21 protein-coding genes are annotated in these 20,746 nt (G+C 64.1%); 3 read left to right on the top strand and 18 right to left on the bottom strand.

From position 1 onward, the window contains the following. Positions 1-98: 98 nt before the first annotated feature. Genes ACIPV6_RS18590 through ACIPV6_RS18560 form a run of 7 tightly spaced genes read right to left on the bottom strand, consistent with a single transcriptional unit; the run spans position 99 to position 8,407 of the window. Positions 99-656: a thioesterase family protein gene (locus ACIPV6_RS18590; RefSeq protein ID WP_400272299.1), complete on the bottom strand. Its 558-nt coding sequence runs from the start codon at positions 654-656 to the stop codon at positions 99-101. A gap of 7 nt (positions 657-663) precedes the next feature. Further along, positions 664-2,022, bottom strand: coding sequence for an MFS transporter (locus tag ACIPV6_RS18585; RefSeq protein WP_400272298.1), 1,359 nt, complete (start codon positions 2,020-2,022; stop codon positions 664-666). Between the two features lie 2 nt (positions 2,023-2,024). Then, on the bottom strand, positions 2,025-4,415 hold the full coding sequence (locus ACIPV6_RS18580) for a bifunctional salicylyl-CoA 5-hydroxylase/oxidoreductase (protein WP_400272297.1): 2,391 nt from the start codon (positions 4,413-4,415) through the stop codon (positions 2,025-2,027). 34 nt (positions 4,416-4,449) lie between these two features. Beyond that, positions 4,450-6,117 (bottom strand): AMP-binding protein, encoded by a 1,668-nt coding sequence (locus tag ACIPV6_RS18575; protein ID WP_400272296.1) that lies wholly within the window; start codon positions 6,115-6,117, stop codon positions 4,450-4,452. A gap of 53 nt (positions 6,118-6,170) precedes the next feature. Then, the gene (locus ACIPV6_RS18570) at positions 6,171-7,043 is read right to left on the bottom strand and encodes an acyl-CoA thioesterase (RefSeq protein WP_400272295.1); all 873 of its coding nucleotides are present in this window, start codon (positions 7,041-7,043) and stop codon (positions 6,171-6,173) included. Positions 7,044-7,046: 3 nt separating this feature from the next. Beyond that, positions 7,047-7,529 carry a cupin domain-containing protein gene (locus ACIPV6_RS18565; protein ID WP_400272294.1) on the bottom strand — a complete coding sequence of 161 codons (483 nt, stop codon included), beginning with the start codon at positions 7,527-7,529 and terminating at the stop codon, positions 7,047-7,049. A 29-nt stretch (positions 7,530-7,558) separates the two neighbouring features. Next, on the bottom strand, positions 7,559-8,407 hold the full coding sequence (locus ACIPV6_RS18560) for a fumarylacetoacetate hydrolase family protein (RefSeq protein ID WP_400272293.1): 849 nt from the start codon (positions 8,405-8,407) through the stop codon (positions 7,559-7,561). Positions 8,408-8,545: 138 nt separating this feature from the next. Here ACIPV6_RS18560 and ACIPV6_RS18555 point away from each other — a divergent pair, with 138 nt between their 5' ends. Further along, a complete protein-coding gene (locus ACIPV6_RS18555) occupies positions 8,546-8,944 on the top strand; it encodes a RidA family protein (protein WP_400272292.1) in 399 nt (132 codons plus the stop codon). A gap of 23 nt (positions 8,945-8,967) precedes the next feature. On the opposite strand, the gene ACIPV6_RS18550 is transcribed toward ACIPV6_RS18555, so the two are convergent. Further along, positions 8,968-10,374, bottom strand: coding sequence for a DUF2252 domain-containing protein (locus tag ACIPV6_RS18550; RefSeq protein ID WP_400272291.1), 1,407 nt, complete (start codon positions 10,372-10,374; stop codon positions 8,968-8,970). 45 nt (positions 10,375-10,419) lie between these two features. Between ACIPV6_RS18550 and ACIPV6_RS18545 the strand changes: the two genes are divergently transcribed. Continuing rightward, the gene (locus tag ACIPV6_RS18545) at positions 10,420-10,764 is read left to right on the top strand and encodes an iron chaperone (protein ID WP_400272290.1); all 345 of its coding nucleotides are present in this window, start codon (positions 10,420-10,422) and stop codon (positions 10,762-10,764) included. Positions 10,765-10,864: 100 nt separating this feature from the next. Here ACIPV6_RS18545 and ACIPV6_RS18540 read toward each other — a convergent pair whose 3' ends face one another. Continuing rightward, positions 10,865-10,996, bottom strand: coding sequence for a hypothetical protein (locus tag ACIPV6_RS18540; protein WP_400272289.1), 132 nt, complete (start codon positions 10,994-10,996; stop codon positions 10,865-10,867). A 259-nt stretch (positions 10,997-11,255) separates the two neighbouring features. On the opposite strand from ACIPV6_RS18540, the gene ACIPV6_RS18535 reads away from it, so the two are divergent. Then, on the top strand, positions 11,256-12,755 hold the full coding sequence (locus tag ACIPV6_RS18535; RefSeq protein WP_400272288.1) for an FG-GAP repeat domain-containing protein: 1,500 nt from the start codon (positions 11,256-11,258) through the stop codon (positions 12,753-12,755). 2 nt (positions 12,756-12,757) lie between these two features. On the opposite strand, the gene ACIPV6_RS18530 is transcribed toward ACIPV6_RS18535, so the two are convergent. From ACIPV6_RS18530 to pcaH, 9 genes are all read right to left on the bottom strand, one after another. After that, positions 12,758-13,561: an IclR family transcriptional regulator C-terminal domain-containing protein gene (locus ACIPV6_RS18530; RefSeq protein WP_400272287.1), complete on the bottom strand. Its 804-nt coding sequence runs from the start codon at positions 13,559-13,561 to the stop codon at positions 12,758-12,760. Between the two features lie 179 nt (positions 13,562-13,740). Further along, positions 13,741-14,406: a 3-oxoacid CoA-transferase subunit B gene (locus tag ACIPV6_RS18525; RefSeq protein WP_400272286.1), complete on the bottom strand. Its 666-nt coding sequence runs from the start codon at positions 14,404-14,406 to the stop codon at positions 13,741-13,743. A gap of 2 nt (positions 14,407-14,408) precedes the next feature. Beyond that, complete coding sequence (locus ACIPV6_RS18520) at positions 14,409-15,113, bottom strand: 3-oxoacid CoA-transferase subunit A (protein ID WP_400272285.1); 705 nt, start codon at positions 15,111-15,113, stop codon at positions 14,409-14,411. Positions 15,114-15,118: 5 nt separating this feature from the next. Then, the gene (locus ACIPV6_RS18515) at positions 15,119-16,336 is read right to left on the bottom strand and encodes a thiolase family protein (RefSeq protein WP_400272284.1); all 1,218 of its coding nucleotides are present in this window, start codon (positions 16,334-16,336) and stop codon (positions 15,119-15,121) included. A 99-nt stretch (positions 16,337-16,435) separates the two neighbouring features. Beyond that, a complete protein-coding gene (pcaC, locus tag ACIPV6_RS18510) occupies positions 16,436-16,906 on the bottom strand; it encodes a 4-carboxymuconolactone decarboxylase (protein ID WP_400272283.1) in 471 nt (156 codons plus the stop codon). Then, complete coding sequence (locus ACIPV6_RS18505; protein WP_400272282.1) at positions 16,903-17,706, bottom strand: alpha/beta fold hydrolase; 804 nt, start codon at positions 17,704-17,706, stop codon at positions 16,903-16,905. Before ACIPV6_RS18505 ends, pcaC begins: the two co-directional genes overlap by 4 nt. Next, on the bottom strand, positions 17,699-19,249 hold the full coding sequence (locus ACIPV6_RS18500) for a lyase family protein (protein WP_400272281.1): 1,551 nt from the start codon (positions 19,247-19,249) through the stop codon (positions 17,699-17,701). The genes ACIPV6_RS18505 and ACIPV6_RS18500 overlap by 8 nt, the downstream gene beginning before the upstream one ends. Beyond that, entirely contained in the window at positions 19,246-19,833 is a 588-nt protein-coding gene (gene pcaG, locus ACIPV6_RS18495; RefSeq protein WP_400272280.1) for a protocatechuate 3,4-dioxygenase subunit alpha, read from the bottom strand. Before pcaG ends, ACIPV6_RS18500 begins: the two co-directional genes overlap by 4 nt. Before the next feature lie 4 nt (positions 19,834-19,837). Next, positions 19,838-20,710, bottom strand: a complete 873-nt coding sequence (gene pcaH, locus ACIPV6_RS18490) for a protocatechuate 3,4-dioxygenase subunit beta (RefSeq protein WP_400272279.1) — start codon at positions 20,708-20,710, stop codon at positions 19,838-19,840. Between the last annotated feature and the right edge of the window lie 36 nt (positions 20,711-20,746).

Genomic DNA, 20,746 nt, shown 5'->3' with positions numbered 1-20,746 from the left:
AGCGACAGAGCGTCAAAATCATGCCGGAGCCGGCAGGCCAGCACACCCATATCCTGCACCAGGAAACAGGCTACGAAAAAGGTAACGAGCGTCGGGCTTTATGGGGTGTTTGGTGAGAGAGCGTCGGGGGTGAGGGCTTGGGCCATGTGGGGTGGCCAGGGCTGTGCGGTCGCGGACCCCGCCGGGACGTGCGCCGTGGTGACCGTCCCGTAAGCGGCCACGACGGCGGCTGGCGGGCTGCCGCCGTCGGGGGTTCCGGCGTCGCGGGTTCCGGCATCGGGGGTTCCGGTGTCGGGCGTTCCGGCGTCGGGGGTTCCGGTGTCGGGGGTTCCGGTGTCGGGGGTTCCGGCGTCGGGCGTTCCCGTGGAGACCGGCAGCGGGTGGCCGGACACCTCGAACGCAAGGGTCAGCGAGGTCCGGCCGAGCGCTTGCACCCTGACGGAAGCGGTGACACGCTGGCCGAACCACAACTTGGCCCGGTAGTTGATCACTTGCTGCACCCGGGGAGCGTTGGGGAAGTAGTCCGGCAGTTCCAGCGAACGGAACAGCTGAGCTTCCGCGGCTTCCACCCAGCGCATGATCGCGGAGTTGTGCTGGTGACCGGAGGCGTCGGTGTCCACCCACTCCACCGTCCGCTGGACGCTCGCTTCCGGCATGGTTCTCCTAGCGGACGCCGATGGCGGCGTCTTGGTCGTCGGGGTCCACGGCATTCACCGGTACCTCGGGCCGCGGCTTCGGAATAAGTGCGACGGCGGCAGCGGCCAGGACCGCGATACCGGCGAAGATCGCGAAGTTCGCCTCGAACGGGAGCTTGGAACCAGCGATCCACCCACCGATCAACGGCCCGGAGATGGCGCCGAGCCGGGCGAAGCTGAGGGCCCACCCAGTGGCCGTTCCGCGGACCTTTGCCGGGTAGTAATCGGCGATGTAGCCGGTCAGCACCAGGGATGTGGAGATGGAACCGACGCCGGCGAACGCTACGAACAGCAGGTTGACCACCATGGTGTTCGGGAAGACCAGGAGCATGATGCCCAGGCCGCCCAGGATATAGAACACCACCAGGATGAGCTTCTTGCCATACTTGTCCGCCGCACGGCCCAGGAGCAGGCCACCGATCGCCGAGGCGAGGCTGAACACCAGGAGGAAGGTCAGGGAAGAGCCGAGGTCGTAGCCGGCCTTCTTCATGATGCTCGGGAGCCAGGTGTTCAATCCGTAGACCAAGAGCAGGCCACAGAACAGCGAGATCCAGAAGAAGAGCGTCGAGCGGAGGTATTGCAGGGAGAACATGGTGGTGATGGTCTTCCACCACGGATCGGCGGCCTGGCTGCCGGCAGGCTTGGCAGCCACCACCGGGCGGTAGTCAGTGATTCCGAGCCTGGCAGCCAACGTCTTTGCCTCTGAACTGCGGCCCTTCGACTCAAGATACTCGAGCGACTCGGGCAGGAACTTCCAGATGACCGGCAGCAGGATTACGGGAGCTGCACCGATCGCGATTACTGCACGCCAGCCACCGAGAGGCAGCACAAACAGCGCAGCCAGCGCGGCCGCCACGATGCCCAGCGAGTAGCCCGAATACATGAGGCCGTAGTTATAGGAGCGTTTGTTCGGCGCGGAATACTCGATGGTCAGTGCAGCGGCCACGGGGATCACACCGCCCATGCCCAAGCCGCCGATCAGCCGGAAGAGGCCGAACAGTTCGGGCGTCGGAGCCCAGGCAGCGCCGGCCTGGGTGACCGTGAAGATGATCATGGATGCAAGCAGCATCTTCTTGCGGCCCACCAGATCACTGAGGGTGCCGATGAAAAGTGCTCCGATAAGCATGCCGATCAGGGCATATGAGCCCAAGCCACCGAGAGCCAGCGGTGAGAGGTTCCACTCTTTGTACTCGGCGAGGGCCGGGAGGACGGCTCCCAGCACACCGACGTCGTAGCCTTCGGCGAGGATCGCCAGCCAGCAGCAGAGGAGCACAACACCCGTAGTGCGTTTGGGCACGTTCCAGGTGTTGACGGTTGCGGCGGCCACGGCTACTTCACCAGGACCGATGCTGCCGTTGATGCGGGAGTCCAGCGGAGATGTGTGTTCGATTCATCGGTTTCCGGTTCCTTGAGCAGGGACAACCGCGGGCGGACGGCGTCCGTGCGGGAGCTTGGCGGCTTGCGGCGACCTGCGCGGAACTGGGGAATCCACTGGGCGCCGGGGCCGTGGTATTCCTGTTCTGCTGCTGCATGCAGGGTCCATTGGGGATCGTACAGGTGGGTGCGGCCCAGGGCGACAAGGTCGGCGCGTCCTGCCAGGAGGATCGAGTTGACGTCGTCGTAGCTGGAGATGGCACCGACGGCGATCACTGCCACGCCTGCTGGAGCGGCCACTTCCTGGCGGATCCGGTCTGCGAACGGAGTTTGGTAGCTGCGCCCGAAGGCGGGCTTTTCTTCCTTGGCCACCTGGCCGGTGGAGATGTCCAGTCCGGCAGCGCCGTGGTCAACGAACGCCTTGGCGATGCTGATGGAGTCATCGGAGGTGTTACCACCGTCGATCCAGTCCGTCGCTGAGATGCGTACCGTCAAAGGCTTGCTGGACGGCCACGCTGCACGGACGGCGTCGAACACTTCCAACGGGAACCGCAGCCGGTTCTCCAGGTTGCCGCCATATTCGTCGGTGCGCTGGTTGGAAACGGGAGACAAGAAGGAGGAGAGCAGGTAGCCGTGGGCTGCGTGGATCTCCAGAAGGTCGAAGCCGGCCTGCTCCGCGCGCTGGGCAGCTGCGACGAACTCGGCCTTGATGGCGTCCATTCCTGCCCGGTCCAGTTCCAACGGGGTCTGGTTTTCGGGACCGTACGGCAAGGCGGAAGGCCCGACGGCGGTCCAGTTGCCGGAGTCGAGCGGCTGGTCGATGCCTTCCCACATGAGCTTGGTGGAGCCCTTGCGCCCGGAGTGTCCCAGCTGCGCACCGATCTTCGCGGTGGAACGCGAGTGCACGAAGTCGACGATTTCCTTCCAGCTGTCCTTTTGTTCATCGGTGTAGAGGCCGCTGCAACCGGGGGTGATGCGGCCGGTTTCGGAAACACAGACCATTTCCGTCATGACCAGCCCCGCGCCACCAAGCGCCTTGGAGCCGAGGTGGACCTTGTGGAAGTCGCCGGGGACACCGTCCGTGGCGGAATACATGTCCATCGGGGAAACTATGATCCGGTTCTTGAGCTCGAGTTCGCCGATGCTGAAGGGCTGGAACATGGCCGGGGCGACGTCGTTGAGCCCCTGCGAGTAAGCGAAGTTGCGGTCCACAGCCTCCGCGAATTCGGGATCGCGCAGGCGCAGGTTTTCCTGGGTGATTCGGCGGCTGCGGGTGAGCAGGTTGAACGCGAACTGGGTGGGGTCCTGGTCCTTATACTGGCCGATCCGTTCGAACCACTCCAGTGAGGCCTGTGCGGCACGCTGCGTGGACGCCACCACCGGACGGCGCTCGGTTTCGTAGGCTTCCAGTGCCTTTTCCACCGAGGCGTGCTCGTGCAAGCAGGCGGCGAGGGCGAGGGAGTCTTCCATGGCCAGCTTGGTGCCGGAGCCGATGGAGAAGTGTGCCGTGTGCGCGGCGTCGCCCAGCAGGACCACGTTGCCCTTGCGCCAGCTCTGGTTGCGGACCGTGTTGAAGTTCAGCCATTTGGAGTTGTTGGACAACACCTCGTAGCCGGCAAGTTCCTCCGCGAAGATTTCGCGGATCTTGGCGATGGCCTTCTCGTCGGAAACACCTGGCGCGAAAACCTGGTTGGCGGTCTCGTCGAAGCCGGCTGCGTGCCAGACGTCCTCATGCATTTCGACGATGAACGTGGAGCCTTCGTCCGAGTACGGGTACCCGTGGATCTGCATGACGCCCCACTCGGTTTCCTTCACGAAGAACTTGAAGGCTTCGAACACCTGGTCCGTGCCGAGCCACATGTATTTGTTGGTGCGCGGGTCCAGGTCCGGGCCGAACGCGTCCGCGTACTTGGCACGGATCTGCGAGTTCACGCCGTCCGCGGCAAGGACCAGATCGTAACCGGTTTCAAGTTCCTCGATGGCTGGAGCCATGGTGCTGAAGCGGACATCGACGCCGAGTTCGATGCACCGGCGCTGCAGCAGTTCCAGCAGTTCCTTGCGGCTCATCGCGGCGAAGCCCTGGCCGCCCACGGTGATCATTTCGCCGCGGAAGTGGATGTCGATGTCCGACCAGCGGGCGAAGCGGCGGCTCATGTACTCGGCCACCACAGGATCGGCGTTGCCGATGCCGCCGAGGGTCTCATCGGAAAACACGACGCCGAAGCCGAACGTATCGCTGGCAGCGTTCCGTTCCCACAGGGTGATGTCGTGCGACGGGTCCAACTGCTTCATCAGTGCTGCGAAGTACAGGCCACCCGGGCCGCCTCCGACGATTGCGATTTTCATGGTGTTGCTCCTTTGTTGCGCGCGGCTGGGCCGGTTATGCCTGGCCCTGGCTGGCGGCGGTAAGTTGGTGGGTTGGTGTTTCCTCGGCGAGGACACGGTCGCGCAGCCTAAAGTGCTGCAGCTTGCCGCTGGGGTTGCGCGGCAGTTCCGTGACGAACCGGATATCCCGCGGGTACTTGTACGGGGCGATGGTTTGCTTCACGAAGTCCTGGATTTCCTTGCGCTTCGTGGCGTCTCCAGTGACGCCTTCACGCAGGACGATGAACGCACAGACGATGCTGCCGCGCTGCTCATCCGGGATGCCGATCACCGCGTTTTCCACGACGTCCGGGTGCTGGTCGATGGCGGCCTCAACCTCGGGTCCGCCGATGTTGTAGCCGGAGGAGACGATCATGTTGTCCGAGCGGGCCTGGTACGTGAAGTAGCCGTCCTCATCCATGGAGAACGTGTCTCCGGTGACGTTCCAGCCGTTCACGACGTAGTTCAATTGCCGGGGATCGTCCAGGTACCTGCAACCGGTTGGCCCAATGATCGCGAGGCGTCCGGACTGCCCGGCGCCCAGTTCGTTGCCGTCCTGGTCCAGGATCGTGGCACGGTAGCCCGGAACCGCTTTGCCCGTGGTTCCGGGGCGGATGTCGTCGCCCGCGGCGGAAATGAAGACATGGAGCATTTCCGTGGCACCGATCCCGTTGACCAGGCTCAATCCGGTGGCCTCGTGGACCGCTTCCCACGTCTCCTTGGACAAGTGCTCTCCGGCGGAAACGGCAATCCGAAGGCGGCTCAGCAGCTCACCACGGTTCTCTTTGAGGATGGCCCGGTAGGCAGTCGGCGCCGTGAACAGGATGGTGGCTCCCGCCTCGGCAGCGCGTTCGGCCAGTTCCACCGGCCCTGCCTTTTCGGTCAGGAGCGAGGACGCCCCGAACCGCAGCGGGAAGACCACCAGTCCGCCCAGGCCAAACGTGAAGGCCAACGGCGGTGAACCGGCAAAAACGTCGTCCGCGGTGGGCTCAAGGATGTACCGGGCAAAGGTATCCGCATTGGCCAGGATGTCCCGGTGGAAATGCATGGTCACCTTGGGCACACCCGTGGTGCCGGATGTCGGGCCGAGCAGGGCAACATCATCCGAGGACGTGTCCACCGCCGTGAACTCCCCGCTCTTGCGCGAGCAGCGGGAGGTGAGGTCGCCGTCGTCGTTCTTTCCGTAGGTCAGCACGGTGACGTCCTCGCCCGCCGCGACCGCGAGTTCGTCCACGAAGCGGTGGTCCGAGATGGCAACCACGGGCTTGGTGAGCTGGATGATGGTGGAAACCTCGGTAGAGCGCAGCATCGGCATGGTGGTCACCACCACGGCCCCGGCCTTGATGACGCCGAGCCAGGCAGCGACGATCCACGGGTTGTTCGGGCCGCGCAGGAGGACACGGTTACCCGGGACCACGCCAAGGTCTTCAGTGAGGACCTGGGCCACCTGGTTGGAGCGTGTCTGCAGCTCGCCGTAACTCCAGACTTCGCCGTCTGGAGTGCGGAGGGCAGGGCGGTCGGCGCCGAACTGTTCGACCGCGTCGTCGATCAGCACGGCGGCAGCGTTGAGCCGGTCCGGGTAGTTGAGTTCGGGGAGCGTGAATTCGAACGCCGGCCAGGTTTCGGCAGGCGGCAAGTGGTGGCGGGTGAACGTGTCCACGTGGGCCGATGGCAACATGCTCATGGCCGTTCCTTTCAGTGGTGCGTCGTTGGAGCTGGGGTTGGGTGAGTCAGGCGCTAGGCGCCGGCGCGGATCATGCCTTCTTGGGCGACCGTGGCCAGGAGTCTGCCTTGCCGGTCGAAGAAGCGGCCCATGGCGAGGCCGCGGTTGCTTTGGCCGGAGATGGCTTCCTGGGCGTAGAGCACCCAGTCGTCCACGCGTCCATCGCGGTGGAACCACATGGAGTGGTCAAGGCTGGCGGTGGCGAGTCCGGGGCTGGACCAGTTGAGGCCGTTGACCCGAAGGAGCGGTTCGAGGATGGTGTAATCGCATACGTACGCGAGGGCCGTGCGCTGGAGGTCTTTGCTGTCCGGGAGTGAGTCGAACGCCTTGACCCAAATGGCTTGCTGCGGCGCGGTCCCGCCCTCAAGCTCGACATATACCGGACCTGGAATATGCCGCATATCGAAACTACGGCCCGTTCCCCAGTAATCGGCAGAGCTTCCTTCAGTGTCGGCCAGCACTTCAGCCGCTGAACGCAGCGATTCAGGCTCGACGGCGGCAGGCGCCTGGGGCTGGAAGTCCGGTCCTGCTTCGGGAACCTGGAAGGAACCCATCGCGGCATACACGGGCTTGCCGTTCTGGAAACCCCGGACCGTGCGGGTGGAGTAGCCACGTCCATCGCGCAGGCGTTCCACTTCGTAACGGACCGTGGAACCGATATCCACCGGACGCATGAAGTAGCTGTGCATCGAGTGGAGGTTCCTGTCGGCATCCACCGAACGCATCATCGCCGCCGCGGCCTGGGCCACCATGTCTCCACCGTAAGCCTTGGGCCACGGAACGTACTGCGTGGTGGCCTCGTACGCCTCGTCGAAGACCTGCGCCTCGGTTTCCGTGAGCTCAACAGCCCGGAGGAAGGTCTCGGAGGTCAGGGTTCCCGTGATCATGGCTTAGGCCCGGCGGTAGTCGGCGAGGGTCTCGTCCGGGACGTCCTCGAGGTTGACCACGAGGTTCTCCGGGGTCCGGGCGGTCAGCCAGACGAGCTCTTCAGTGACGGACATGTTCGCCTCGACGTGCGGCATGAACGGGGGCACGAACACCCAATCGCCGGCCTTCATGTCGATGAACTCTGAGTAGTTTTCGCCGAAGTAGATCCGGCCATGGCCCCGAAGGACGTAGCCACCCGTTTCTGCTTCGCCGTGGTGGTGCGGAAGGGAACGGTAACCGGGAGTGTTGGACACCTGGCCGAACCAGATCTTGGTTGCCGGGGTGTGCTGGATGCTGACGCCGGAGACGCGGATGCAGTCGCCGGACTGGGCGGTGTTGGTGTCCTCTTCACCGGCACGGGTGACGACGGGGACAACCTTGCCGTCGGGCTGGGCGTAGATGGAGTTGTCGCCTTCGAGGCGGTACTCGGTGGTGGTCTGGCTCATGGGTTGCTCCTCTTGTTTAGGCTGTGTTTTTAGGCGAGGGCGCCTGCGTTGGCGTGGATCGCGAACCGGTTTTCCAACCGGCCGATTCCGTCGATTTCGGTGGTGAGAATGTCGCCGTCGTTCAGGAAGCGCGGAGGCTTCATCCCCATACCGACTCCCCCAGGCGTTCCCGTGAGGACGAGGTCACCGGGACGCAGGACGGTGAACTGCGAAATGTAGGACAGCAGCTGCGCAGGGCCGAAGACGAGCGTCTTAGTGTTGCCGTCCTGCACGAGTTCTCCGTTGACGTAGCCGCGGACCTGGAAGTGCTCGCCAGCCTCGTCTGCAGTGACCATGACCGGACCTACGGGAGTGGTGCGGTCCCAGGCCTTGCCCTGGAACCACTGCAACGTCCGGCTCTGCCAATCCCGCATGGAGACGTCGTTGGCCACGGTGTACCCGGCGATCGCCGCCCGGGCTTGGTCCTCGTCAGCCCGGTACAGCTCGGAACTAACGACGACGGCCAGCTCGGCTTCCCAATCGACGCGGCCACTGCTGTGTACTTCTACAGAGTCATTGGCACCCGCCAAGGTGTCAGTGTACTTGGCGAACAACGTGGGATATTCGGGAAGGTCGCGGCCCATCTCCTGAATGTGGTCGCCATAGTTCAAGCCGCAGCAGATCACCTTGCCGGCACTGGGCAGGAGGGGCGCGAAGTCCGGATTGGTCATGACCTCGCCCGCTGCTTCGGCCGCTGTCTTTTCAGCCACAGCCCGCCAGTTGTCCTGGCCCAGGAAGGCGCCCACATCACTGGCCGGAAGCACGAGGTAAGCGCCATCGCCTGTGGCGAGTGCCGCCGTCGTACGTCCGCCTGCGGTGCGCAGAGTGGCAAGTTTCATCGGTTGGTTTCCCTTCGATTTTTTGATGTGTCGACTTTTTTACGATCGTCACATATGCTCAACGTAGCAGGGCGGGAATGATCTGCATAGGGGCTTTTCAAAACTTTTTCGCCAACGCCACAACCGAGGAGGACCACCATGAGCCACAAGACCATCAACCCGGAATCACTGCCCAAGCCGTCGGGGTTCGCGCACGGCATGCTCGCTGGAAACACCGTGTTCCTGGGCGGACAGACAGCCTTGGACAAGAACATGAACATCGTGCCCGGCGGCATCGTGGAACAATTCACGCAGGCCTTCACAAACGTGCTCACCACCCTGCGCGAAGCCGGAGGACAGCCCGAGGACCTGGTCAACGTGACCATCTACCTCACTGACGTGGACGACTACATGGCCAACGGCCGCGAAATCGGGCGGATCTGGCGCGACATGGCCGGCTCGCAGTACCCGGCAATGGCAGGGATCGGCGTCACTCGGCTGTGGCAAAAGGAAGCGATGATCGAGATCCAGGGCATCGCGGTCATCCCGGAACGCTGATCCTCCTGGAACGCGCAGCCGGGTCAGATGCCGCTCTCAGCGTCGAGGCGGCCGGTCCGAACTGCGCGTTCCAACTCCGCATGGTCTTTCTCGGTTTGGTCGGCGTAGCGCCTCGCCCATCCCGTCACTGCCTTCTCGAACACCTCTGAACGGCCAAGGTAGCCTGCGATGAACGCGCTGCCAGGCGTTTGGGAGTGGGCGCGGGCGAGCACTCCGCCGCACAGGCGGGCATAGTCGGTCAGCGGCCCAGGGCCGAGTTCGTCCACCGCGAAGGAACCCTTCATGTCGCGGAATTGGCGGACGAAGTAGTCGCGCAGCTGGCCATCAGTCTCAACGGTGTTACCCACCCAACCCAGGAACGGGTCAGACTGCGCCTGCATGATCCGCTGCCCCGCCACGGCGCGGTAGCCCTGGCCGAAGTTCGTCAGCAAACGAACAACATCTGAGGATGGCGTGGCGCCGCCGTGACTCTCCAACACGGAACGTTGGACTTCCTTGGCCTGAAGGAACAGGGGTTCCCCGGAAGGGCCCAGCATCAGGATCACCCAACACCGCGTGCCCACACTGCCCACACCGACCACCCGGATCGCTACGTCGACCAGCCGGTACTGGCTTACCAGCACCGCAGTGTCGGCCCTCAAGGAGCTTCGATACAGGTCGAAGAGTGCGCTCACGCGATCCAACGTCGCTGTTTCCGGGTGGTAGACCAGAGGCCACTGGTCAACGATCCTCGGCTCTCCATGGACAGTTTCAGCCGTCATTTTCGCTAGGACCTGCTCCGAGGTGCGTCGCTTGGCCTTCTTCATGTCCTTGTCCAGAAGGCGTTTCTCCGAAAGCGGACCCGACGCCATGGTCGCCGTCAGGATGTCCGTGTCGACTTGGAAGTAGTACCTTTCTGCGGCTGTTCCCTCGAACAACCGTCGCATGGCCAGCCGGTAGGACCGGGCCGCAGCTTCCACAGCGGTGCGGCATTGTTCCTCCGAGTGCCCGCTGTTGCGCCCGCTCAGCCAGATACTTGCCGTGAGCCTCTTGACGTCCCATTCCCACGGCGCCGGGAAGACTTCGTCAAAATCGTTGAGGTCGAAGACCAAGCGCCGCTCCGGGGAGGCGTATAAACCGAAGTTCGCCAGATGCGCGTCGCCGCACGCCACCACCTGATGCCCGGAAGTCTGCCCATGGGACAAGTCGCCAGCCATGACGGCCGCAGCTCCCCGGTAGAACGCGAACGGCGTCTGCAGCATCCGCCCAACACGTACAGGAACAAGATGCTCCACGCGGGAATCGTGCTGCTCCTCAAGAATGGCTACAGGGTTCCGCTCCGGCGTCGTGAAAAGCCCTTGATCGCTGCGGGGAAGCGAGTGCCGGGCAGCCTTCCCCTTGGCACGGTCCAGCTCCACGGGGCTCCAGCGAGCACTGACGAGTGGGCTCATGCCCCCAGTGTGGCATCCCGGGCTTCTTGGGTGAACCATGTCCTTATGGGAACCGTCACCGAATATTTGGAGAACGTCAGCGAGGCCAACCGCGGGATCCTTGAGCGGATTGTGGGGATCGCCCGCGAACTCGCCCCCGATGCTGAAGAAGGCGTCAGCTATGGAATGCCCGCACTGATGGTTGATGGCAAGGGCTTCCTCAGCGTGCTGGAAACCAAGAAACACCTGGCACTGTATCCGTTCAGCGGACAGATCCTGCCTGAAATGTCGGAGGAGCTAGGCGGCTACTCCTGGTCGCCGGGGACGTTACGGTTCTCGGCGGACAATCCCGTGCCGGACTCGTTGGTACGCCGGATTCTGGAGACGCGGTTGGCCGCGATCCGGCGCTAGTTGCGACTACCTCCCGTGCCGTCTTGAATGGCTGTATCCTCATCAGAGTTGGCAGCTGACTGCCTTTATCTTTCCGCACCTCTGGGGGACTCTTGCGCCATCACTCCGCCTTGCCCGCGCCCGTTTGGTCGCGAGTGCTGCGAACGCTTTCGATGATCTTGGGCGTTGCGCTGCTGTCAGGGCTCCCGGCCCCCGCCAGCCCTGCAAACGCCGCAACCGCTATGTCAGTCATCCGCCCTACGGCGCCGGAGCTGCTGTCGGCAACATGGTCGACCAACACCAATGTGCTCAAACCTGGGAACACAGCGAAGATCTCATTTACGCTCTCGCAACCAGCCAAACGGGTTGAATTCCGTTACCAGGATGACTCCTTCACCGAATTGCGATCCGTTGTATGGGAGGGATCTGCAGGATCCGGCCCATTTACAGCCACTGCCTCAACGGCCATCAGCACCGGAGACTTCTACGCCGGCACGCAGCGACTAAAGTATGTGTCCATTTTCTACGACACAATTGACCACGACGGTACAAAATTGGTCCTCGAAACGAGCTACAGCCGGGATTCGGGCCGCGTGTCCCGCGACAACAAAGGTGATTGGCGGCAACAGAATCTGGACTTCACGGTCGACAATCCGAACCGGCTGCTCAAAACGCTTAAGAATGTCTCACCGCCCACTGTCGATGTCATGGAGACATACGACATGGGTACCGTGGGAGCAGTCGACGTAACGAGGCAACCTGGTGTTTGGTCCGAGCCTGTCCCAAGGTTCTTTGTCGAACCGTTCATCGACGGTTGGAACCAGGGCGGGGGAGAAGAGAACCCCGACTCCAGGGTGGACTACGGGTTCGCGGGAAAGTCGCTCTTAATCAGATACACAACCTTGAAGCCAGGTTTTGTGGCCGTAACGGTCTCCACCGACCAATTTACCCTTGCCGGCGCCGCTCTCCCTCAGATCACAGGAAACCCTTGGTTCGGCGAGACTTTGAAAGCAAGCCTTGACCCTGCAACCGTCGTGGGTCTACCCACTGGAGCCAAGCCGACAATAACGTTCGACTGGTACAACGATCTGCAAACACGAATAGGGTCGGGTCCCACCTACACGATCCAACCCCAGGACGCGGGCCACAGCATTCGGGCTGTAGCGCTGATCAGTTACGGCGGAAAGCGTCTCGGCTTAGTAGGCTCACCGACAATGGACTACCCCGAGTTGAACGTGTCCCCAGCAATTTCCCATCCCACGCCCAAAAGAAACTTTGGCGGAGGAAGCACAAACAACCTGATCGCGCGGACGAGCTGGGGCGACCTCATCCAGCACTATACGACTTCCAAATACAGGCATGAGTCCCAGCCCTATATCGGCTGGGGATGGGGAGCCTTCAATCTAATGATCACGCCGGGAGATTTCAACGGAGACAACCTTCCTGACGTCCTTGCCCGCAAGCCCAACGGAGAGCTCTGGCTGTATCCCGGCGACGGCCACAGCGGGTGGCTGACCCCGACTACCGTCGGCTGGGGTTGGCAGGGCATGACTGAACTCATCGCCCCCGGGGATTTCGACGGCGACCACCGCGTTGACGTCTTGGCGAGGGACGGTTCAGGGCGGCTGATTCTGTACCCGGGTAATGGTCGCGGCGGATGGCTTTCGCCCCGGCAGGTCGGTCAAGGATGGAATATCTTCGACAAGGTCTTTTCACCCGGAGACTTCGATGGGGACTCACATGCGGATCTCCTGGCACGAGACAAAAGCGGGCAGCTCCACCTCTACTCTTCCAATGGAGCCAGTGGTTGGTTGGGATCGCGCGTCATAGGAACCGGCTGGTCCTTTATGAAGTTCATCGGCAGCGCCGGAGACTCCGACTTCGACGGCTGGAATGATCTCTACGCCGTAGACCAATCGGGAGTTCTTCTCATCTACCCGTTCAAATCGGGTACGTGGAAACCGCGGAAGTATTTGTCGCCTGGCTGGGGTACTTACACAGCGCTGTTCTAGTTTCAGTGCTTCGCGGAGACGTCCTGCGAAATCGCGTTGGCTGTGGCCACCACTTCCTGTCGCACTGACTGGAGGTACGCGTCCGGGTCCGGCTGTGCCGCGACCGCTTGGGCCTGCAGGGACACGTTGATGGCCGCCACCGTGTCGCCGTTATTGCGGTTGTGCACCGGCGCTGCGATGGACATCAGGCCGAGCTCCAGCTCCTGGTCCAGCAGGCACCAGCCTTGCGTTCGGACACGCTCGACGGCGGCCCTCAGGTCGATCGCGTTCGCTACGGTTCGCGGGGTGAGGGGCTTGAGTTCGGCCTTCTCCAGGTAGGCATCCAGCTTGGCCGGCGGCAATCCAGCGAGCAGCACGCGACCCATGGACGTGGCGTACGCGGGGAAGCGCGTTCCGACCGTTATACCAACGTTCATGATGCGCTTGGTGGCGACGCGCGCTACGTAGAAGATGTCCTGGCCGTCGAGGACCGCGGCGGAAGTGGACTCCCCCAGTTTCAGGCTGAGCTGTTCAAGGTGCGGCTGGGCCAGCTGCGGCAGGGACAGCGCCGACAGGTACGAGTAACCGAGCTGCAGCACCTTGGCCGTGAGCGCGAACGTCTTGCCGTCGGTGCGGACGTAGCCGAGCTCCACGAGCGTGTGCAGGAAGCGGCGTGCGGTGGCCCTCGTCAGGTCAGTGCGGGCAGCGACTTCGCTGAGGGTCATCACCGGGTTGTTCGCATCGAACGCCCGGATCACAGCAAGACCCCGGGCCAGCGACTGGACGTATTGGTCGCTGGCCTGCGGAGAAACTGCGGAATCGCTCATGGATACCAATCCTAGAGTGCGTTGCGGGGCCCGCTTTGCGCCCTATTCGGGGCAAATGACATGTAAAGCGGGCCTCGCAACAGGAGGAGCTTCGTTGCGGGGCCTGCTCTGCAGGCCATGCCGAGGGCGTAGCACGTAAAGCGGGCCCCACAGTGGGGAGCCCAGATTTGCGGGGCCCGCTATGCCTTTTTCAAAGGCAGCGGCACGAGCTCCTGGATTTCCTCGAAGGTGCAGCCGAAGGTCTCGCGGACAGTGACGCCGTCGGGGCCGGTGAGGAACACTGCTTTGTCCGTGTACACGCGGGTGACGCAGCCTACGCCGGTCAGAGGATACGTGCAGGCCTCCACGAGCTTGGATGCGCCCTCGCGGGTCAGCAGGGTCATCATCACGAACACGTCCTTGGCCCCGGTGGCCAGGTCCATCGCTCCACCAACAGCGGGGATCGCGTCCGGGGCACCGGTGTGCCAGTTGGCGAGGTCACCGGTTGCGGAGACCTGGAACGCTCCCAGCACGCAGATATCCAAGTGCCCACCACGCATGATCGCGAACGAATCGGCGTGGTGGAAGTACGAGGCTCCGGGAAGTTCGGTGACGGGGATTTTGCCCGCGTTGATGAGGTCGCCGTCGATCTCCTCGCCCTCGGCGGCGGGCCCCATGCCGAGCATCCCGTTCTCCGTGTGGAGGGTGATGTTCTGCTCTTCGGTGAGGTAGTTGGACACCAAAGTGGGCTGGCCGATGCCCAGGTTCACGAACGAGCCCGGGGCGATGTCGCGGGCCACCAACTGGGCCAGTTCGTCGCGGCCCAGCGGCTTTTCGGAGGTTTGGATGCTTGTCTGCGTGCCCATGCTCAGGCCACCTTTCCGTTCGAACCAAGCGCTTCAGAACCAGCAGCGGAACCCACGCGCACCACGCTGTTGACGTAAATCCCCGGGGTCACCACGTTCTCCGGATCCAGCGAACCCGTGGGTACGATCTCTGAGACCTGCACGATGGTGTGCTTGGCCGCGGCGGCCATGATCGGGCCGAAGTTCCGGGCTGTCTTGCGGTACACGAGGTTGCCCTTCCCGTCGGCCTTCAGCGCCTTGATCAGCGCGACGTCGGCGTGGATCGGGGTCTCGAACACCTGCCACTTCCCGTCCAGGAACCGGGTTTCCTTGCCCTCTGCCAGCGTGGTGCCATACCCGGTGGGTGTGAAGAACCCGCCAATGCCGGCCCCGGCAGCGCGGATGCGTTCGGCCAGGTTGCCCTGCGGCACCAGCTCCAGTTCGATCTCACCGGCGTGGTACTTCGCGTCGAAATGCCACGAATCGGACTGCCGCGGGAAGGAACAGATCATTTTCTTCACCCGGCCTTCCTTGATCAGCAACGCCAAACCCTGGTCTCCCTGGCCGGCGTTGTTGTTCACCACGGTCAGGTCCTTCGCGCCGCAGTCCATCAGCGCGTCGATCAACTCGAACGGCTGCCCGGCGTTGCCGAACCCGCCGATCATCACCGTGGAACCATCCTGGATCCCGGCCACGGCCTCGCCAACAGTGTCAATGAAATTCAACATCGCCCTTAGACTCCTTCAACGCCAGAGGTTACGTTTTCCAGCACCACAGCCAGTCCCTGCCCCACGCCGATGCAGATCGCCGCAACGCCCCACCGCTGCCCCGAAGCCTGCAACGACCGCGCCAGGGTCCCCAGGATCCGGGTACCGGAGGCCCCGAGCGGGTGGCCCATCGCGATCGCGCCGCCGTGACGGTTCACGATGGACGGGTCGATACCCCACGCGTCAACGCACGCCAGGGACTGGGCGGCGAACGCTTCGTTAAGTTCGACGGCGCCAACCTGGTCCCAGCCGATGCCCGCCTTCGCGAGGGCCTTGTTCGCGGCCTCCACCGGGGCGAACCCGAAGAACTGCGGATCATTGCCGTGCGCGCCGCGCCCGGCGATGCGCGCCAACGGTTCCAAACCAAGAATCCCGGCAGCGTTCTCCGAACCGATCCACGCCGCAGAAGCACCATCAGACAAAGGCGAGGCATTCCCGGCGGTGACCGTACCGCCGTCGGGCCCTGAACCCTCGGGACGGAACACCGTCTTCAACCCGGCCAGCTTCTCCGCCGAAGAACCGGCACGGATGCCTTCGTCACGGACCAGGTCCGTGCCCGGAACCGCGGTCACAAGGTTGTCGTAGAAGCCTTCGTTCCACGCAGCATCGGCCAAATTGTGCGAATCAGCCGCAAAAGCATCCTGCCGCTCACGCGTGATCCCATACTTCTCCCGCAGGCGCTCCGTGGCCTCGCCCAGCGAAATGGTCCAGTCCGTGTTCATCGCCGGGTTCACCAAACGCCAACCCAGAGTCGTCGACGCCAAGGTCATGTCCCCCGCCGGGTACGGCTTGGACGTCTTCGGCAACACCCACGGCGCACGCGACATCGACTCCGCACCACCCACCAGCACCACATCAGCGTCCCCGGCATTGATCTGCCGCGAAGCAATGATGGCCGCATCCAACGACGAGCCACACAAACGGTTCACCGTGGTCCCCGGAATCGAGACCGGCAAACCAGCCAGCAGCGTGGCCATGCGGGCAACGTTGCGGTTTTCCTCGCCCGCGCCGTTCGCGTTCCCGAACACCACCTCATCAATCCGCTCCGGATCAAGCCCCGGAGCCCGGCGAACGGACTCACGCACCACATGCGCAGCCAAATCATCGGGACGGACAGCAGCAAGTCCGGATCCGAACTTGCCAAACGGCGTGCGCACGGCGTCGTACACAAAAGCCTGGTTCATAAGATTTCCTTCGTTTCTACGTACCCAACTGGGGGACAGTAAGCGTCGCTATGGGCGTTCAGTGGGACGTTTGCTGTCCCCTCTAGTTGGGTGAGGGGGTTAGTTGGGGGTGGGGGACGCCTCAGAAGCAGCGTCGATGTCTTGGAAGACTTTTTGGGCCGTCTTGAACGCCGAGTTGGCTGACGGAACACTGCAGTAGATGGCGGTCTGGAGCAGGATTTCCTTGATCTCGTCCCTGCTCAGGCCGTTGTTGAGGGCCGCCCGGACGTGCATAGCGAGCTCCTCCCAGTGACCGTGCGCCACCAGCGCCGTGAGGGTGACAGCGGAGCGCATTTGCCGGCTCAGGCCCGGCCGCGTCCAGATCCCGCCCCAGGCGATCCTGGTGATCATGTCCTGGTAGTCCTCGGTGAAGGAATCCTTGTTGGCGTTCGCCCGGTCCACGTGCGCATCGCCCAGTACTTCGCGGCGGACCACCATGCCGGCGTCGTAGATTTCCTGGCCGGTGGCCTCGGGCTGCACAGCTCCGTAGCGCGACGGATCGCCGCTCCGCTGGGGGTTTACTCCGTTCACAGTCCGTTCTCCTTCATGAAGTTCCGCATCAAACCAGCCACCACGGCAGGTGACTCTGCCGGCGCGAGGTGCCCCACGCCGTCGAGCGCTTCCGCCACGGCGAAGCTCCCGCCGGACCGCACGCCAACAGCCACCTCCTCCGCAAACGAAGGCGGCGCAACGGTATCCTCGACGCCGGCGATCGCCTGCGTGGGGACGGTGATGCTGCCGAGCTGCTCGCGGACGTCGAACGTGGCGAGGGCTTCGCAGCAGAACGAATAGCTGAAGCGATCGGCGTCGCGGAGCGTGTGGAGCAGGCGGCTGCTGATTTCGGGCTGCCGATCCATGAACCCGGGCGCGAACCATCGTTCGGCAGATCCCTGGATCATCACCGGTGTACCCAGCGAGCGGACGGTTGCCGCGCGCTCCAGCCAGCCTTCCGGCGTGCCGAGCTTGGCGCCGGTGCACTGAACGGACAGGCTGCGGAGGCGGTCGCCGTGCTTGATGCCGAGCTGCAGGCCGGTGGCCCCGCCCAGCGAAACACCCGCGTAGTGGAACCTCGCGCCCGGGATCACCGAGTCGACAAGATCGACGACGGCGTCAGCAAGTTCCGCTACCTCGAAGCCTTCCGCGGCGGCCGGCGAAATACCGTGACCCGGCAGGTCCCAGCCGATGACGTCGTATTCGTCGCCGAGCAACGCGGCGGTCTCGCTCCAGAGCACGGTGGACGTGCCCAGCGACGGGCCGACCACCAGGAGCGGCTTGGCTCCCAGTTCGCGCTGCGGGGACAGCAGCACAGCCTTGACGGTTGGCTTAGCCACGGGTGGCTCCCTTCGTTGATGCGGTGAAATCGGGGTGGGCGGCGAGGATGCGGCGGCTGATTTCCTTGGCCTCGCCCAGGTAGCTTGCGGGATCCAGCAGGGCGTCGAGTTCTTCGTCCGGGAGCTTGTCCGTGGGAACTGCTTCGCGCAGCAGCTTGCGGTACGTGTCCGCCTGCTGGTCGGCGGGTGCTTTGAGCGTTTCGTCGACGACGGCCTGCAGCTTTTGCTTTCCGTCTTCGCCCAGGCGGGGTGCGACGGCGGCCGTCACGCCTTCGCTGAGGAGCAGCGGGCCCGAGATCTCCAGGTTGCGGCGCATGGCCTCTGGGAAGACCCTGAGGCCCTCGGCGAGTTCCCGGAGTTGGATGGCAGCCCCGATGGTGAGCGCGAGAAGACGACGCAAGGCAGGCCATTCCGTGTGCCAAGCTCCGTCGGGGCGCTCATCGTTGAAGGTCGCTGCAGCCAGGTGCAGCTGGGACGCGAGGCCCGGAGCCTGGAGTGCCGCACTCCGGATCAGCACGGACAGCACGGGGTTCTGCTTCTGCGGCATCGCGGAGGAAACACCGCGTCCGGCCGCCAAGGGTTCGCCCAGCTCCCCAACTTCGGGGCGGCTCAGGAACAGCAGGTCTGCGGCGATCTTGCCGAAGGAATCCACCAGTGCAGCCAACGCGTCTCCGAGTCCGGTGACGGCCAAGCGATTGGTGTGCCACGGGGCAACTGCCGGCGAGAGCCCGAGTTTGGAAGCCAGGTCATCGGCCAACGTGAAGGGGGTTGAGCCCGAGCCGGAGGCTGGGCCCGAACCCGGGCCAACCGCGGAGGCTGTCGCGGAACCCGGGCTTCCCGCCAGGCTTGAGCCAGCAGCCAACCCGGAACCCGGGCTAGCCGCCAGGCTTGAGCCGGCAGCCAAGCCAGAACCGCCGGTCAGCTTGGTTCCCGAGGCCAATGTCCCGCCCGCACCGCCGAACTGCACGGGCAACGCCAAGGAAGTGAGCCGCGATGCAGCAGCAGCCACCCCATGGAACCACTGCGCAGCCCTAAGCCCAAAGGTGTACGGGAGCGCATGCTGCGTCAGGCTCCTGCCCACGCACAGCGTGTCCGCATGCCGTTCCGCCAAGGTGGCGAGCGCCGTCGTCGTTCCTTGTACCTCGGCGAGTAGCGCCGAAACGGTGCGGCTGGCCAGGAGCATGAGGGTGGAGTCGAGCACGTCCTGGCTGGTGAGCGAGGTGTGCACGGCGGAGGCCGCGCCGATTCCGGCCGAGTCCAGCTCGCGGACGCGGGCACGGAGTTCGCCGAGGAGCGGGATCACCGGGTTGGCGCCGCCCTGGGCACGTTCGGCGATAGCGGCAAGGTCGTATTGTCCGGGATCGGCGGCTTCGGCCACCACAGCGGCGGATCCTTCCGGGGCGAGCCCGGCATCCTCAAGGACGGACGCCCAGGCGGACTCGACGTCGAGGATTGCCGCGATCACGGCACGGTCACCTGTCAGGGCCGTCACGGCAGGCGAGGCAGTGACGGGGCTGAGGAGGCCGAAGTCGCCGTCGATCATGGCTGTTCCGAAAGGTCCAGTGACCCGTCCTGCTGGAAGTCCAGGAACACGGTCTCGTCCCCGCCCTGGAGGCGGATGTCCCACGTGAGTCCGCCGTCGGCGTCACGGCGGGCGATCAGGGTCTTGCGGCGCTCGGGATCGAGGGAGCTCAGCAGGGGGTCGTTGGCCAGTGCTTCCTCGTTTTCCGGCAGGTACACGCGGGTGAACAGGCGGTTCATGAGGCCGCGGGCAAAGACGGCCACGGAGATGAACGGCGCCGCGCCAGGCTTGAGTGGCCCGGGGTTCACCGTGGTGAACGTGTAAACGCCGGAGTTGCCCACGGAGCCGCGGCCCCAGCCGGTGAAGGTGTAGCCGTCGCGGACCAGGGAGCCGGTGCGCTGCACGATGTTGCCTTCGGAGTCCGGCTGCCAGATTTCGAGGATGGCGTCCGGGATGGTGTTTCCGGCGCCGTCATACACCGTGCCCTGGAGGCGGATGCTGCCGGGGCTGCCCGGTGCCAGGAGCTCGTTGTCCTTATTAAACGGGAGTGCGTAGCCGTAGAAGGGGCCAACGGTCTGGCCCGGTGTGGGTGTCAGCTTGGTCATGTGCTTACTCCTCGTCCCCGGCGTCGCCGTACGCTTCGTTTTCGGTCCAGGTCCGCTTGGAACCGGTCAAGATGATGTCCCACTTGTAGCCGAGGGCCCATTCCGGGCTGGTGAGCTCGTGGTCGTACTGGGCTACGAGCCGGTCGCGGGCGTCCTGGTCCACGATCGACTGGTAGATCGGGTCCAGCGGGAAGAGCTGGTCGCCCGGGAAGTACATCTGGGTGACGATGCGCTGGGTGAACTCCGAGCCGAACATGGAGAAGTGGATGTGCGCCGGACGCCAGGCGTTCAGGTGGTTCTTCCACGGGTAGGCGCCGGGCTTGATGGTGGTGAAGGAGTAAGAGCCGTCCTCGCCGGTGATGCAACGTCCGACGCCGGTGAAGTTCGGGTCGAGCGGGGCGGGGTGCTGGTCGCGCTTATGGATGTACCGGCCGGCGGCGTTGGCCTGCCAGATCTCCACGAGCTGCCCGGCAACAGGGCGACCGTCGCCGTCGAGAACCCGGCCTGCGACGATGATGCGTTCGCCCTGGGGTTCGCCGTTGTGCTGGATGGTCAGGTCCGACTCCAGCGCGTGCACGTCCTGGTGCCCGAATGCCGGCGAGTACAACTCGATGGTTTCCGGGTCCGCGTGGTGCAGGCTCTTGGTGGGGTGGCGCAGGATGGAGCTGCGGTACGGCGCGTAGTCCAGGCGCGGCATGGTCTCGGGAGCCTTGCCGTTCCTCAGCGACTCCGCGTAGCGGTCCTTGATGCCGTTGATCTCGGCACTGAGGTCCGCTTGCGTTTCCACGGCCTTGGCGGGCGTGTGCGCGGCGTGTGGTTCGGCTGGCGGCACGAGTTCCTCGGATTCGAGAGCTTCTGCAGTGTGGTCTTGTGGCACGGCTGGCTCCTTTCTATGGATTCTTTGTCAGGTTCG

The sequence above is a fragment of the Paenarthrobacter sp. NPDC089988 genome (assembly GCF_044748465.1).
GTDB lineage: Bacteria > Actinomycetota > Actinomycetes > Actinomycetales > Micrococcaceae > Arthrobacter.
The sequence above is the reverse complement of the archived record's forward strand: the minus strand, read 5'-3'. Positions and strand labels throughout refer to the sequence as shown.